The organism is Bacillus sp. FSL L8-0358, assembly GCF_038593095.1.
GTDB classification, from domain to species: Bacteria; Bacillota; Bacilli; order Bacillales; family Bacillaceae; genus Bacillus; species Bacillus subtilis.
In genome coordinates this window covers 69,946-83,722 of the sequence record NZ_CP151962.1, presented here as the reverse complement: position 1 = coordinate 83,722, position 13,777 = coordinate 69,946, and the positions used below count along the sequence as shown (strand labels likewise).

At 43.6% G+C, this 13,777-nt stretch carries 11 protein-coding genes; all 11 read right to left on the bottom strand.

The genetic code is table 11. The features are described 5' to 3' along the window. Positions 1 to 6 precede the first annotated feature (6 nt). A complete protein-coding gene (locus NYE49_RS00440) occupies positions 7 to 1,419 on the bottom strand; it encodes an anthranilate synthase component I family protein (RefSeq protein ID WP_047181974.1) in 1,413 nt (470 codons plus the stop codon). 165 nt (positions 1,420 to 1,584) lie between these two features. Continuing rightward, on the bottom strand, positions 1,585 to 2,511 hold the full coding sequence (cysK, locus tag NYE49_RS00435) for a cysteine synthase A (RefSeq protein ID WP_003218399.1): 927 nt from the start codon (positions 2,509 to 2,511) through the stop codon (positions 1,585 to 1,587). A 75-nt stretch (positions 2,512 to 2,586) separates the two neighbouring features. Continuing rightward, positions 2,587 to 3,480 carry a peptidyl-prolyl cis-trans isomerase gene (locus NYE49_RS00430; protein ID WP_047181973.1) on the bottom strand — a complete coding sequence of 298 codons (894 nt, stop codon included), beginning with the start codon at positions 3,478 to 3,480 and terminating at the stop codon, positions 2,587 to 2,589. A gap of 46 nt (positions 3,481 to 3,526) precedes the next feature. Then, positions 3,527 to 4,402 (bottom strand): redox-regulated molecular chaperone HslO, encoded by an 876-nt coding sequence (hslO, locus tag NYE49_RS00425; protein ID WP_003226695.1) that lies wholly within the window; start codon positions 4,400 to 4,402, stop codon positions 3,527 to 3,529. A gap of 11 nt (positions 4,403 to 4,413) precedes the next feature. Further along, positions 4,414 to 5,190, bottom strand: a complete 777-nt coding sequence (locus NYE49_RS00420; protein ID WP_010886388.1) for a type III pantothenate kinase — start codon at positions 5,188 to 5,190, stop codon at positions 4,414 to 4,416. Between the two features lie 194 nt (positions 5,191 to 5,384). Further along, positions 5,385 to 7,298 (bottom strand): ATP-dependent zinc metalloprotease FtsH, encoded by a 1,914-nt coding sequence (gene ftsH / locus NYE49_RS00415; protein WP_003243881.1) that lies wholly within the window; start codon positions 7,296 to 7,298, stop codon positions 5,385 to 5,387. A 97-nt stretch (positions 7,299 to 7,395) separates the two neighbouring features. Further along, positions 7,396 to 7,938: a hypoxanthine phosphoribosyltransferase gene (gene hpt, locus NYE49_RS00410; RefSeq protein ID WP_003226700.1), complete on the bottom strand. Its 543-nt coding sequence runs from the start codon at positions 7,936 to 7,938 to the stop codon at positions 7,396 to 7,398. Then, a complete protein-coding gene (tilS, locus tag NYE49_RS00405; protein ID WP_047181972.1) occupies positions 7,935 to 9,353 on the bottom strand; it encodes a tRNA lysidine(34) synthetase TilS in 1,419 nt (472 codons plus the stop codon). Before tilS ends, hpt begins: the two co-directional genes overlap by 4 nt. 103 nt (positions 9,354 to 9,456) lie before the next feature. Further along, positions 9,457 to 10,473 (bottom strand): serine/threonine protein kinase PrkT, encoded by a 1,017-nt coding sequence (prkT, locus tag NYE49_RS00400; protein ID WP_047181971.1) that lies wholly within the window; start codon positions 10,471 to 10,473, stop codon positions 9,457 to 9,459. Further along, positions 10,439 to 11,176 (bottom strand): VWA domain-containing protein, encoded by a 738-nt coding sequence (locus NYE49_RS00395; RefSeq protein ID WP_003243782.1) that lies wholly within the window; start codon positions 11,174 to 11,176, stop codon positions 10,439 to 10,441. The genes prkT and NYE49_RS00395 overlap by 35 nt, the downstream gene beginning before the upstream one ends. A gap of 84 nt (positions 11,177 to 11,260) precedes the next feature. Beyond that, positions 11,261 to 13,744, bottom strand: coding sequence for a stage II sporulation protein E (gene spoIIE / locus NYE49_RS00390; protein WP_047181970.1), 2,484 nt, complete (start codon positions 13,742 to 13,744; stop codon positions 11,261 to 11,263). Between the last annotated feature and the right edge of the window lie 33 nt (positions 13,745 to 13,777).

The window sequence follows — 13,777 nt, the reverse complement described above, 5'->3', positions numbered from 1 at the left end:
CTCACCTCATCTAATTTTTGTCTCTTCTTTGCTCAGCTCTAATGCTCTTTGCATCGCAAAAGCTTTTTTGAATGATTCCTTGTATTCGTGCTTCGGAACAGAATCAATCACAACTCCTGCGCCGGACTGCATAAATGCCTGCCCTCCGGTTGCATAAATGGTTCGAATGACGATATTAAACTGCAGATCGTGATTATATCCAAACCATCCTATAGATCCAGTATAAAGCCCTCGGCGTGTCGGCTCAAGTTCTTCTATAATTTCCATCGTTCTTACTTTCGGTGCACCAGTAATGGTTCCTCCGGGAAACACAGCATGAATAATATCTACAGCATCATACCCATCCTGCAGTTCACCTTGGACATTAGACACAATGTGCATCACATGCGAGTATTTTTCAATTGCCATGAATTCATTTACGCGCACAGACCCGTAACGTGATACTCTTCCCAGGTCATTTCGCTCAAGATCAACCAGCATGACATGTTCCGCGCGTTCTTTTTCATTGTGTATCAATTCGTTTGCTAGCGCCTCGTCTTCTTCATTTGTTTTCCCTCTGGAACGGGTGCCCGCAATCGGTCTCGTCTCTAATAGCTTGCCCTTTTTGCTGACAAGCAGTTCAGGCGATCCGCAAATGATTTGGAAATCAGGTGTTTCTAAATACGCCATATAAGGAGAAGGATTTACTTCTCTCAAGGTTTTGTATATTTGATATGGGTGGGCAGACAGTGACTGTGACTGCCTTATTGATAGATTGACTTGAAACACATCTCCGCTGGCAATGTATTGTTTGATTTTCTCTACAGCTTGTGAGAACCCATCCTCGGTAAATGGCGCCGCGAAGGAACCATCTGTTTCAGGCTTCATCTCTCGCGAAGAGACAGCGGGAAGCTCAGTCAGCCACATCTGCTCTAACTCAGATAGTTTCACATCCGCTGTTTCCTGATCAGAACCATTAACATGAGTAATCAGCCATAGAGACTCTTCTTGATGGTCATAAACTGCTATATCATCAAAAACAAGAAAATAAATATCTGGTGTTTCTAGATCATCTAATGAGAGCATTTTAAAATTTTCAATGTACCGTGCGTAATCATAGCTGAGAAACCCGATTGCCCCGCCCTGAAAGTCAGGGAACTCATGATTCGCTTCTGTTTCCAGCGTTTTAAACCAGCTGTGGAAGGCCCGTAATGGATCACCTTCTTTAAACAGCATCTCATCACCATGCTTAATTGTAGTTATTCCGTCTTTTCCTTTCACAGTCGCAATTGGATCAAGACCGGCTATACTATATCTGCCGCCTCTTGCACTTTCGAGAAGTACATGATGTTTTCGGGATTGCGCAAGTTTCTCAAATTGTTGTAAGAATGAGTCTTTTTGAAAAGGTACTTTTTTGCCTGCCGGTCTGCGTTGTGCCATTTGTATCATTCCTCTATTTTCTTTTTTACTTGTTTTAATTGTAAAGCAATGTTGTTAGTGAAAAAAGTGAATTTCTCTTCCAAGAATAACATTCGTCGCAGACATGGCATATTTGATGCACGAAATATAAAAAAACTCCCGGCGGACCGGGAGTTTTGGCTTTTTTTAATCGAATTGATACAGCGGCGTGCTTAGATAACGTTCGCCATTACTTGGAATGATGGCCAATACTTTTTTGCCTTTTCCGAGTTTTTTTGCCACTTGAAGAGCAGCATAAATTGCCGCACCTGATGAGATGCCTCCGAGAATTCCTTCTTCACGTGCAGCTCTGCGGGCATATTCGAATGCTTCTTCATTCTTCACAGGGAAGATTTCATCATATACTTCAGTGTTTAAGATGTCCGGCACGAATCCAGCTCCGATTCCCTGAATTTTGTGGGGGCCTGGTTTTCCTCCTGAAAGCACTGGGGAATCTGACGGTTCAACAGCATAAATCTTGATGGAAGGGTACGCTTCCTTCAGCACTTCACCCGCTCCCGTAATCGTTCCGCCCGTTCCGATTCCGGCTACAAATGCGTCAAGCTGATCATCACCGAATTGCTCAACGATTTCTTTACCCGTTGTTTGGCGGTGAATTTCTGGGTTAGAAGGGTTGTTAAACTGCTGCGGCACAAAGTATCCGTGCTTTTCAGCAAGCTCTTCAGCTTTCTTAATGGCGCCTTTCATGCCTTCCGCACCAGGAGTCAGCACAAGCTCAGCACCGTATGCGCGCAGAAGGTTGCGGCGCTCCATGCTCATTGTATCAGGCATAACCAAAATGGCTTTTAATCCTTTAGCAGCAGCAACCATTGCAAGCCCGATTCCTGTATTTCCGCTTGTCGGTTCAATGATTGTATCACCGGCTTTTAATTTTCCTTCTTTTTCAGCCGCTTCAATCATGGCTAAACCGATACGGTCTTTTACACTGCTTCCAGGGTTCATGTATTCAAGTTTTAGATATACATCCGCACTGTTTTCATCTGCAAGGCGATTTAATTTAACGATTGGCGTATTCCCAATTAATTCAGTAATGGAGTTTGCTACACGTACCATTCTCGACACCTCAATTTCCGACTATTTGTATTGGTATTATGTATATAATCTATCAATTTCAAAATTTTTTGTCAATCACTTAGTACTTTTTTCCCCATAAAACCAAGATACATCGGCTTCTTTCCAAAGTGTCTTAACTGTCGCTTTATCACCTAGCTGATCCATTGCGATTTGCCGTCTGATCTGGCCCTTTACTTCATCAAATGAGAACGTTCTTGCCTTTAGTTTTTCTTTCAGCTGGATAATGGCATATCCGTTGCTGACCTTTATTGGTTCCTGAGACCATTCATCCTCTTTGAGTGTTTTCGCCTCTTCAATGTATGCTGATGGAATGTTGTCTGATGCCTCTGTGACAAAACCTAAATCTCCGCCGTATGGTGATGTATATCTGTCTGTAGATCTTTCGGCAGCGACAGCTTCAAAGCTTGATCCGCCTTTCAGTTCTTTCAGGACTTCTCTCGCTTCTTCTTCATCTTTTACAACAATGTGCCGAATTCGATACGAATCATCAAACTGATATAGTTCCTTATTTTTATTATAGAATGATTCCAATTCTTTGTTTGAGATATCGATATCCCTTGTTAACAAATCCTCAAGGAGGATATTATAACGAATTTGGTCTTTCCACTCTTTCTCCGTCGTATGTTCATCTTCGTAAAAGGAATTATTGACCGCTTTAATCAGCAAAAACTCACGATCAACTTCGCTTTTGGATATTTTAAGTTTGTTCTTTTTAGCCAGCTGCTCAACAACTCGGACATTGATCATATCTTCAAGCGTTGACTTACCATACTGATCTTCCATTTCTTTCAGCCATTCTTCTCTTGTCACACTCTTGCCTCCAATAGTCGCAATAGACTCACCGGATGACGATGCGCCGGCTTGGGATTTCGTCAGCGTATATGCAACAGCAATACAGCAAACCAACAGCGCCCCTAAAATAATGGTCCAGATTGTTCTTGATTTCAAACCTGCTTTCAGCCCCTTTTCTCAAATTAAAAACCCGCTAAAGAGCTTAGCGGGTAGTTTGGTCACGAAGCCCTTCCAGCTCTTCTTTTGTAAATAAGTACTTTTCATTACAAAAATGGCATACTGCTTCGGCTTGTCCATCTTCTTCTATCATATCTTGAATTTCTTTTTTGCCTAGTCCTAAAATGGCTGTTTCGAACCGTTCTTTTGAACAAGGGCAATGGAATCTGACAGGCATCGTTTCCAAAATCTCAGGTTTCTCGCCTAGGACTTCTTCTAAAATTTCTTCTGGTGTCAGCCCTTTTTGGATGAGCTTAGAAATCGGCTCTACTTGAGATAGACGCTGTTCAATTTTTGTGATTGTTTCATCATCTGTTCCCGGCATCAGCTGAATAATAAAGCCCCCTGCCGCAAGAATGGTATTGTCAGGATTTACGAGCACACCTACGCCCACTGATGAAGGAACCTGCTCAGATGATACAAGATAGTAAGTGAAATCATCTCCTAATTCTCCTGAAACGATTTCTACTTGTCCTGTGAAGAACTCGCGCAAACCTAAATCTTTTACGACACTTAACGTTCCGTTTGTTCCAACCGCACGTCTGACATCAAGCTTGCCTTGTTCATTTAAATCAAAATGAACTTGCGGGTTAGAGACATAGGCTCTGACTTCTCCTTTGGCATTGGCATCAGCTACAATAGCTCCGATCGGACCTCCGCCCTCGATTTTCACGGTCAGCTTATCATCGCCCTTCAGCATAGCGCCGAGCATAAGTGAAGCTGTCATTGTGCGGCCCAATGCAGCGGATGCTGTCGGCCACGTACCATGGCGTCTCTGCCCCTCATTTACCATATCAGTCGTTCTCGCTGCATAAGCCCGAACTTTTCCGTCATACGCAAGTGCTTTTACTAAATAATCCATTACTAAACCTCCTATACACTTCCTACGCGGTTTCTTTCATAAATCAATTCCAGCCCTTTTAGGGTTAAGAATGGATCAACGATGTCTATACAATCTGATTCGTTCGCAATGAGCGGCGCCAGGCCTCCTGTCGCAATGACCTTTGGTTCCTGTTTTGCCTGCCATTTCATTCGCTTAACGATTCCTTCCACTTGGCCGACATAGCCAAATAAAATCCCAGATTGCATCGCGCTAACAGTGTTTTTTCCGATAATATTGTCGGGCCGGGTGATTTCGATACGCGGAAGCTTTGCTGCACGCGAGTAAAGCGCCTCTGTCGAAATTGTAATCCCAGGGGCAATCGCCCCGCCCATGTATTGTTTGTTTTCATCAATATAGCAGTACGTTGTGGCGGTTCCGAAATCGACAACAATTAATGGATTGCCGTATAAGTGTATCGCAGCGACAGCATTTACGATTCTGTCTGCCCCCACTTCTTTCGGATTATCATATTTTATATTTAAACCGGTTTTCATACCAGGACCAACAATTTGCGGCTCGATATGAAAGTATTTTGTGCACATTCTTTCTAACGCAAACATGATTGGCGGCACTACTGACGAAATAATAATGCCATCTATCTGTTCAAACATAAGCCCGGAGTGATCAAATAAGGAGCGCAAAATCATCCCAAACTCATCTTCTGTTTTATGCCTGCTTGTTTCTATACGCCAGTGATATTCTAATTTTCCATCATGATATACACCAAGTACAGTATTGGTGTTCCCCACATCGATAACCAGTAACAACCTCTATCACCACTTTTGAATAGTTTCTCTACTTTACTTTTTACAAACATTCTACAATACCATACACGATCAGCGGCTCATTTGTAAACAAATCGATACCAGAATTGGATGATTGTAAAAGCCGCATCTGAGCCCATCATTTACATAAAAAAACTGCCAGCGTCAGCCGGCAGTTTTTTTAGAAAGAAAGCTAATTACTCTTTCGTATCGTCTTTCTTTTCTTCTGTTTTTGTCAGAATGTTTACTTTCACATCATCGTTCTTTTCATCATCTGAGAAATTACGCTCAGGTAATGTTCCATGATCGATAAGGTGTTTGATCTGTTCAGCGTCAAGCGTTTCAACTTTCAGAAGCGTTTGGGCAATCAATTCAAGCTTGTCACGATTTTCAGTCAGGATTTGTTTCGCACGCTCATAACATTCTTTGATGATACGCTGAATTTCCTGATCAATTTCGTAAGCGATTTGATCACTGTAATTCTGTTCGTTGTTGAAATCACGGCCTAAGAATACCTGGCCACCCTGAGACTGTCCAAATTGCAACGGTCCCAGTTTTTCTGACATACCGAATTCCGTAACCATTCGTCTTGCAATGTTCGTCGCACGCTGGAAGTCATTGTGCGCCCCTGTGCTGACTTCACCGAAGATAATCTCTTCAGCAACACGTCCGCCCAAGAGACCGACAATTTTATCAAGCAACTCCGGCTTTGTTTGGAAATAACGGTCTTCTCTTGGCAGCATAACAGCATAACCGCCAGCCTGGCCCCGAGGAACAATCGTTACTTTATGAACCATATCTGCCTCATCTAAAACGAGACCGATAACGGTGTGTCCGCCTTCGTGATAAGCCACGATATTGCGTTCTTTCTTGGAGATAACGCGGCTCTTCTTAGCAGGTCCGGCAATTACACGGTCCGTCGCTTCGTCAATATCACGCGCATCGATTTTTTTCTTGTTTTGACGAGCCGCTACAAGCGCAGCTTCATTCAAGAGGTTTTCTAAGTCAGCGCCCGAGAAGCCTGGTGTTCTCATGGCAATTGATTTTAGGTTAACCGTTTCATCCAGCGGTTTGTTTCTCGCATGGACTTTCAATACAGCTTCACGGCCAATGACATCTGGGCGGTCCACTGTGATTTGACGGTCAAAACGTCCCGGACGAAGTAAGGCTGGGTCCAAGATGTCCGCACGGTTCGTCGCAGCAATGATGATAATTCCTTCATTAGCGCTGAATCCGTCCATTTCAACAAGCAATTGGTTTAGCGTCTGTTCACGTTCATCGTGTCCACCGCCGAGACCAGCGCCACGCTGGCGTCCAACTGCGTCAATTTCATCAATGAAGATCAAACAAGGCGCATTCTTTTTCGCATTTTCAAACAAGTCACGCACACGGGAAGCACCGACCCCTACAAACATTTCAACGAAATCAGATCCGCTGATGCTGAAGAAAGGTACGCCGGCTTCTCCTGCACAAGCCTTGGCAAGCAATGTTTTACCGGTACCCGGAGGTCCGACTAAAAGCACGCCTTTCGGTATTCTGGCGCCGAGCTCGGCAAACTTGCGGGGATCTTTCAGAAACTCAACAACTTCAACAAGTTCTTGCTTTTCTTCGTCAGCCCCTGCAACGTCTTTAAATTTGACGCGTTTCTTTTCCTCTGTATACAGCTTCGCTTTACTCTTGCCAAAGTTCATGACACGGCTGCCGCCGCCTTGAGCCTGATTGAGCAGGAAGAAAAACAGAATAAAGATAATGACAAATGGGATGATGGTCGTCAGGAACGTCACCCATCCGCTTGTTTCTTGAGCGGGCTCAACCTTTACGTCTGTCTTTTTCAAAGCGTTAAATATCTGGTCTGCTCCCTTTCCTTCAGGAACATGAGTCAAAAAGTATTGATCTTTGTCGTAGTTTTTCAGCTGCCCTTTTACCTCATAAACACCTCTGACAGGCTGAACCGATACGCTATCAACTTTCCCGTCATCCAGGTTTTTGATGAACGTACTGTACGACATATTTTCTGTTTTCGGATTTGAGGTCTGGAAGTAGCTCACAACCCCGATTACTACTAATAAAATAAGTAAATAAAAAATGGTATTACGGAAGACCCGATTCATTCCTTACCTCCTCCCACAGTAAGCACAACTATGTTCAATAGTACCATAGAAAATCATTCCAATACAAACAATAACCATCTCGGAAGCAGGCTGCCGATCAGCTTTCATAAACTGCCGGTTTTAACACTCCGATATAAGGCAGATTGCGATAGCGCTCAGCATAATCAAGTCCGTAACCCACTACAAACGCGTCAGGAACTTCAAAACCGACAAAGTCTGCTTTGATGTCCGCTTTTCTTCCGCTCGGTTTATCCAAAAGGGTAACAATCTTAATTGATTTTGCTTTACGGTATCGGAAGAGCTCTACGAGATAACTTAAGGTTAACCCACTGTCGATGATATCTTCAATAATTAAGATGTCCCGGCCCTCTACAGATGTATCCAAATCTTTAATGATTTTTACTTCTCCAGAAGAAACCGTAGAATTTCCGTAGCTTGATACATCCATGAAATCCATTTCCAAATATGTATCAATATGCTTGATAAGATCCGCCATAAAAGGAAGTGCTCCTTTTAACACACCGATTGCCAACGGAAATGTATCTTGATACTCGCTCGTTAATTCTGCACCTAACTCTTTTACTTTCTTTTGTATCTCTTCCTCTGAGATCAGTACTTTCTCGATATCATGTTTCATCATGATTTTGCTTGCCCCCTACACTTTTCATGCTGTCTATATTGTAATACAATGCGGTCGCTGTTTGGAATCACAAGATCTTCAAAAATTGATTTTTTCAAGCCAGGTATCCAGATAATTTCACCGCTTGCGTCCGTCACAATCGGCCAGTTGTCTCTTTCTTGGAGAGGCAGTTTCTTATCAATAAATATATCCTTTACCTTTTTTGAGCCGTTCATCCCTTTTAGTTTGATCCGGTCTCCAGCTTTTCTCGTCCGGATTGTTAAGGGAAACCGCACCTTTTTTTCACTTGTGATAAAAACAGCATTCCCATGTTCTTCAGGCGAGTCCGCATAATGCTTTGCCTCTATCAGATATCCATTGGGGAGCACTGCCGTTTCATCAGCAGCTCCGCTAATTTGGTATTCAAAGGGAACATTTTTGCACTGCCATTGTTCAAATGTAAACAAACATGTCTGATATGATTTGACCACCTTCAGCCCTTTCGGAAAGTCCAGTACTCCTGAAGGACCGCCATTTTCCGCCCAATCGAGAAACTGCTGAATGTGATGGGCTGAAAAGGATGATGGAACGTTTTCATAAAGATAGTTTAATATTAGTTGAACTCCTCTTCTTTGTAAAGGCATCGGGAGGGCAAGCAATTGAGAGGAATTGATTTCAACTGATGTATTAGACTGGCTTGTGATTACTTTATTCATTTCATCTTTCGTTAATGACTGTAAGAATTGCTCATCTTCCGTCAGTGCTTCACTCACTTTCTGAAACCTTTTATGCACATCAGGAGATTCCTGCTTCAAAAACGGGAGCACTGTTTTTCTGAATCTGTTTCTTGTGTAGTCATCTTTGGCGTTGCTTTCATCCGTCCGGTAGCTCAAGCCATTTTCACGGCAATAGTGAAGGATCTCTTCCTTTGTAATGGTTAAGAACGGCCTGATGATCCGCCCCGTCCCAAAACGTCTAACCGGCTGCATTCCCGCAAGTCCCGTTCCAAGCGTACCCTTAGCCAGTTTCATAAGCATTGTTTCAACCTGGTCATCACCATGATGTGCAAGCGCCAGATAGTCCGCTTGGTGCTTCGACATGATTTCCTCAAAAAACCGGTAGCGGCAATCGCGTGCTGCAGCCTGCTTATTGAGTCCTTTTTCCTGTGCATATGCGGTTACATTGATTTGAGCCGTTTCGCACACGAGCTGTTCAGCTTTACAATAAGCTTGGACGAAACGCATGTCCTCCTCGGATTCCGCACCTCTGAACCGATGATCAACGTGAGCTGCAATAACATTCGCTGAACGGCCGCATAATGTATGCAACGCGTGAAGAAGAGCCATTGAGTCCGGACCGCCGGAAACGCCTACAATGATTGTCGCCCCTTTTAACGTAAGATTGTGTTTGTTTAAAAAATCTTTGACACTTTTCACAATGTCCTCCTCACAATGAGCAGGTATTTTAAAGATATTCATATCCTAACACTTTCAACCCCTCCAAGCAAAGAAGAAGCATAGGCTCTGCAGTTTGCACCATTCAGATTAAGAAAAAGACAATATAGGCGAAATAAAGCGCTAAAACACTGATCACGATAAGCGTTGTTTCAAATAACCCCCCCGACTTAGCCGGTTTCTGTTTTGGGGTATATCGCGTCTTCGTTATTTTTCCTTGGCGCGATTTTTGCTGTCTTTGTCGTGTGGCAGGTTGCGGTGATGCTTTTATAGGCTGTTTTCTTTGTGCTGCTTTTTGCCCCGCGTCTAGCATATCCTTCTTCATTTCATCTGCGGATTGATAATCTCCGTTCAAGGCTGAAAAAAGCACTTTTTTATACTTTTGAAGCAGCGGGTTTCCTTCGATGAGAGACCTAAGCTGTTCTTTGGGCTGGTTCGTTTTCTTAAATTCTTTTTTATGCACACTGTTGATCATAATCATGGCAACTGCGAACAGATCGTAGGATGGCTCTGCCTTTCTTGTTCCATACCCCCAATAGCCTCTGTCATAAAACTCCGTATACTCTTTTATCGCCCGGCCTTCCTTTGTCGTGCCGCCCACATCAATGCAGCGGATCCTTGCGGGCGGACCAGTTACGATCAGATTATCAGGTTTAAGATCGCCGAATATCCATCCTTGCTGGTGAAGCACCGATAAGCTGGATAACAGCTGAATCATTAATACCGGTATCCACTCTGCTCCTTTATCACTGACATACTTCAAAAGCAGCGGCCCTTTTATGTATTCCATTGCATAAAATGAAACTTTCGTATTGGCACTGGGAATATAGGCATCATCCGTATCAAAAAAAGAAGGCCCCATCGTAACGGACTGGGCCTTTGAGAAAGATTTCAAGACATTCACTTCAGAAGTAATAGACAGGCTGTCATCACTCACCTTTAAGGCAACATGTCCATCTGATGCTTCTGCCAAATACACAATTCCATTGGCCCCTTTACCAAGCTGTTTACGCAATGTATAAGTGTTTCCATTCCACTTGCCTTTGATTGTCGTACCCGGCTTGAGGCTACATGCCAAACTCGTCAAAGCGTCGTTCATCATCTGCAAGCATGCCCCTTCTTGAGCGTATTTTTTCAAACTGCAGTGTCGCTTCACGAATTGCCGGACCTGTCGGCGTGATGCCGCCTGTCGAAAGCTTTGCAAAGAGTGTGGAAAGAGATTGCAGCTTCGGTGTCCAGTTCAGCACAAGTTCGACCTCTTGTTTTTTCCCGGGAAATATACACATCGCAAATTCGTTATTCCCGATTCGGGAATTGAGGCTTACAGACAAATCAATCAGCGCCTCTTTTACTGTTGGAAGCTTTGGCGCCATACTTGCACTTGTATCAACAAGAACCAAAACCTGAAGATGCACCGTTTCTCCAAGCTCGTCGACCACTTCCATGACTTCGCCGCGTTTTTCCGGAGAAAGCTCTTCCATTTCCACATTCTTTCCGAGAATCTGTTTCAGTTCTTGATTGACTACACCTTGTAAGGTTTGCGTCATCGCTTTTTTTGTTACCATTTGAACAGTTTGTGAAAGCTGAGATGCATAAACGACTTGGTGCACGCCTCCTCCGGCAAGCGCAATCCCTTCGACTTCCTTCATTGCCTCAGGGTCAATTTGATTTTCTTCCATTATACCAATGACATTTACCGTAATCCCCTGCTCTTTAGCAAAAGCAGCCATCGCAAGCGGGTCTTCCCCATGGTTTGAGCAGCCATCCGTTATCAGCAAAATTTGATTTAAATGTCCGTTGTTCACATTCATTCCTCCTGGAGAATACGAGGATTCTCAGATTCATATATTCCCATCTTCGCCAGAAGAAATTTGATTTATACGGAAGCGTTATGAAATTTCTTGTTTGTTTTGAAAGATTGCCGGAACAGGAATGGATGCCCACTTCGGTGTATTGTGATCAATCCGGACGACAACAACAGTCATATCGTCCTCAATTTGGCCGGATCTTGTGCGGATGACTTCTTCCATAAGCAAATCGGCAATCTCCTGCGGGTCATTTGTTTTCAACCCTTTCATTTTACGCTTCATCCATAAGTCGTGATTTTCCACATGCTTAGGCCCCTCAAAAATGCCATCACTCATCATAATTAAGAGGTCACCCGCTTTCAGCTGTTCACTCACAACCTCCACATCGAATTCATTAATAATACCGATTGGCAGATTGCTCGCTTGAACTTTCATGACCTGGTCACCCCGTTTGATAAAGCTGGGCGTCGATCCAACCTTCAAAAATTTACAGCTGGCATCTTGAAGATCGATAATAGACAGGTCAAGCGTGGAATATATTTCGTCAGTTGTCCTTAGAGACAGTATGCTATTGATCGTTTTAATTGCTATTTTTTCATCAATTCCCGATTCAAGGATTTTTTCAAGAAGCTTGATCGTTTCATTGCTTTCAAAATGCGCTCTTGCGCCATTGCCCATTCCGTCACTGATTGCTGCAGCATATTTTCTGGCTCCAAGCTCCATCATGCTGTAGCTGTCGCCGGAGACAAGGCCGCCGCCCTTCGCAGCGTGAGCAGCTCCCGTGGACACCCTGTATGATTTTGTTGATCCAAAGGCGACATGGCTGTATCCATTCGGATGCGGAGAGTGCTGTTCGGCTTTCACAAGAATTTGTTCTTCCAGAATGTCAGACAGCATAGGGGCAATGATTTTTTCACTTTCTCCATGTCCGCTGAACGGAATGGTCATTTCAATATCGATATTTCCTTGTTCAAGGCTATAGATCTCGACATGCTGAATCTCAATTCCGAAATGTTGGAGTGCCTCTATGATTTGCTCTTCCTGCAGAAAGTGCTGTTCTCGCTCTCTTTTTATTTCCCGAGAAAAGTCGGCCATGACTTCAGAAACGCCTAAAAGCTGTTCAGCAACAAGACGCCTGCTGTCTTGGACTTTTTTCTTGAGTGTCAAATGGGCATGATGATGTGCGAGCTCATCCTCAATCAGCTCTTCAACCTGCTTTGATTTAGAACAATGCTGTTGAAACTCTTTTTTCAGCCTTCGGTTTGATGCATATTCTTTTTCCTCTGTTTCAAGCATAACTTGTTTCATTAAGTCATATGTTTTATCAAAGTTCTGTACCCAGCACCTGTTTTTCTTGTAGCACGTCTGACAGGAATGCTCCGTGATTTTGCTTAAGAACAGATCAACTTCGCTGTCATCTGTCTGTTCGTCTGATGCTTGGTAAAAGGTTGCAAAGCTTTCAGACAGCGCGTGAAATACATTGGAGAACTGGTCTACCTTCTGAGCAGTGACATCTCGGATTTTTCTAGCGTATTGCTGTTGCTCTTGAAGATGCTCGACAGTTCCCGGAATATATCTCGCAACTTTCCTTGTAATAGATTGAGGTGTGAGCAAAAACAGGCCGACTGCGATTAATGACTCATAGAGCGTTGTCATCAGACCGGCAGAGCCTTCACCATATAAAGATATAAGAAGTGATCCAACGATCAGACCGATTGCTGCACCCGCTTTTTTTCCTTCCTTCAGCAAACCGCCTAATAAACCGGAAAAAGCAAGCAGACTCATCTGATAGAGGTTTCCGATATTCGCCAAGCCAAGAATCAGGCCGGTCACAACACCAACCGTACAGCCAATGCTTGCTCCGCCAATAAAGGAAAAACTCAATACAACATAACGAGCCAATATATGTTCTGCCTGCATTCCTTGGTAGGACAATCCGGCCAGCCCCGTTAAAACAGAAGCAATAAGAATCATAAAGCAGATAATTTCCTCTATTTTTAATGATTGTTTCACTTTTTTCACAGTAAAAATCGGAAGGCTCTGAAGAAAAATCAGTGTTAAGATAAACGAAAGTCCAGCCTCAACGATAGCCATTACATAATCATAGGTTGTAAATACGCCATTTTGGGCATAAACAAACCCGGCTCTTGCTGCAGCCATGGAGAAGAACACGACAATCGGGAGTGCTTTTACACGATCGTCGGTAATGAAGGCAGCCACTTTAGAAAATACAAAGAATGCCAGCAATGCCGCCAGTATGAGCAATGAGTGCTTTGGAGATATGGTCAGCGCACCTGCAAGCACAGCCAAAACCGCATAAAACGCTTTGTCTCTTCTGATGAGAAGCATCGCTCCAAAGAAAGGAAGTGCGAAAGGAAGCACTTCGGATAATATGAAAGCACGTCCAAGCAAAAATCCGATGACAACATAAATGAATCCTTTATAGAAAAACAGTGAATGCAAATGATGAGTCACCAGCTTCGTGCCCCTGTTAAAAAACGATTGGAGTTTTTCCAAAGCTTGTCCCGCCATTGGCCCGTTCACTCTTCTTTCTGCTTTTTCCATTCCTCTCATCTCCCACCTGTTATATTCGTTGCC

Bases quoted from the DNA above. Each gene is read 5' to 3' on its own strand.
- ftsH (WP_003243881.1), bottom strand. From the start codon at position 7,298: ATGAATCGGGTCTTCCGTAATACCATTTTTTATTTACTTATTTTATTA.
- NYE49_RS00440 (WP_047181974.1), bottom strand. From the start codon at position 1,419: ATGGCACAACGCAGACCGGCAGGCAAAAAAGTACCTTTTCAAAAAGAC.
- cysK (WP_003218399.1), bottom strand. From the start codon at position 2,511: ATGGTACGTGTAGCAAACTCCATTACTGAATTAATTGGGAATACGCCA.
- spoIIE (WP_047181970.1), bottom strand. From the start codon at position 13,744: ATGGAAAAAGCAGAAAGAAGAGTGAACGGGCCAATGGCGGGACAAGCT.
- hslO (WP_003226695.1), bottom strand. From the start codon at position 4,402: ATGGATTATTTAGTAAAAGCACTTGCGTATGACGGAAAAGTTCGGGCT.
- prkT (WP_047181971.1), bottom strand. From the start codon at position 10,473: ATGATGAACGACGCTTTGACGAGTTTGGCATGTAGCCTCAAGCCGGGT.
- hpt (WP_003226700.1), bottom strand. From the start codon at position 7,938: ATGATGAAACATGATATCGAGAAAGTACTGATCTCAGAGGAAGAGATA.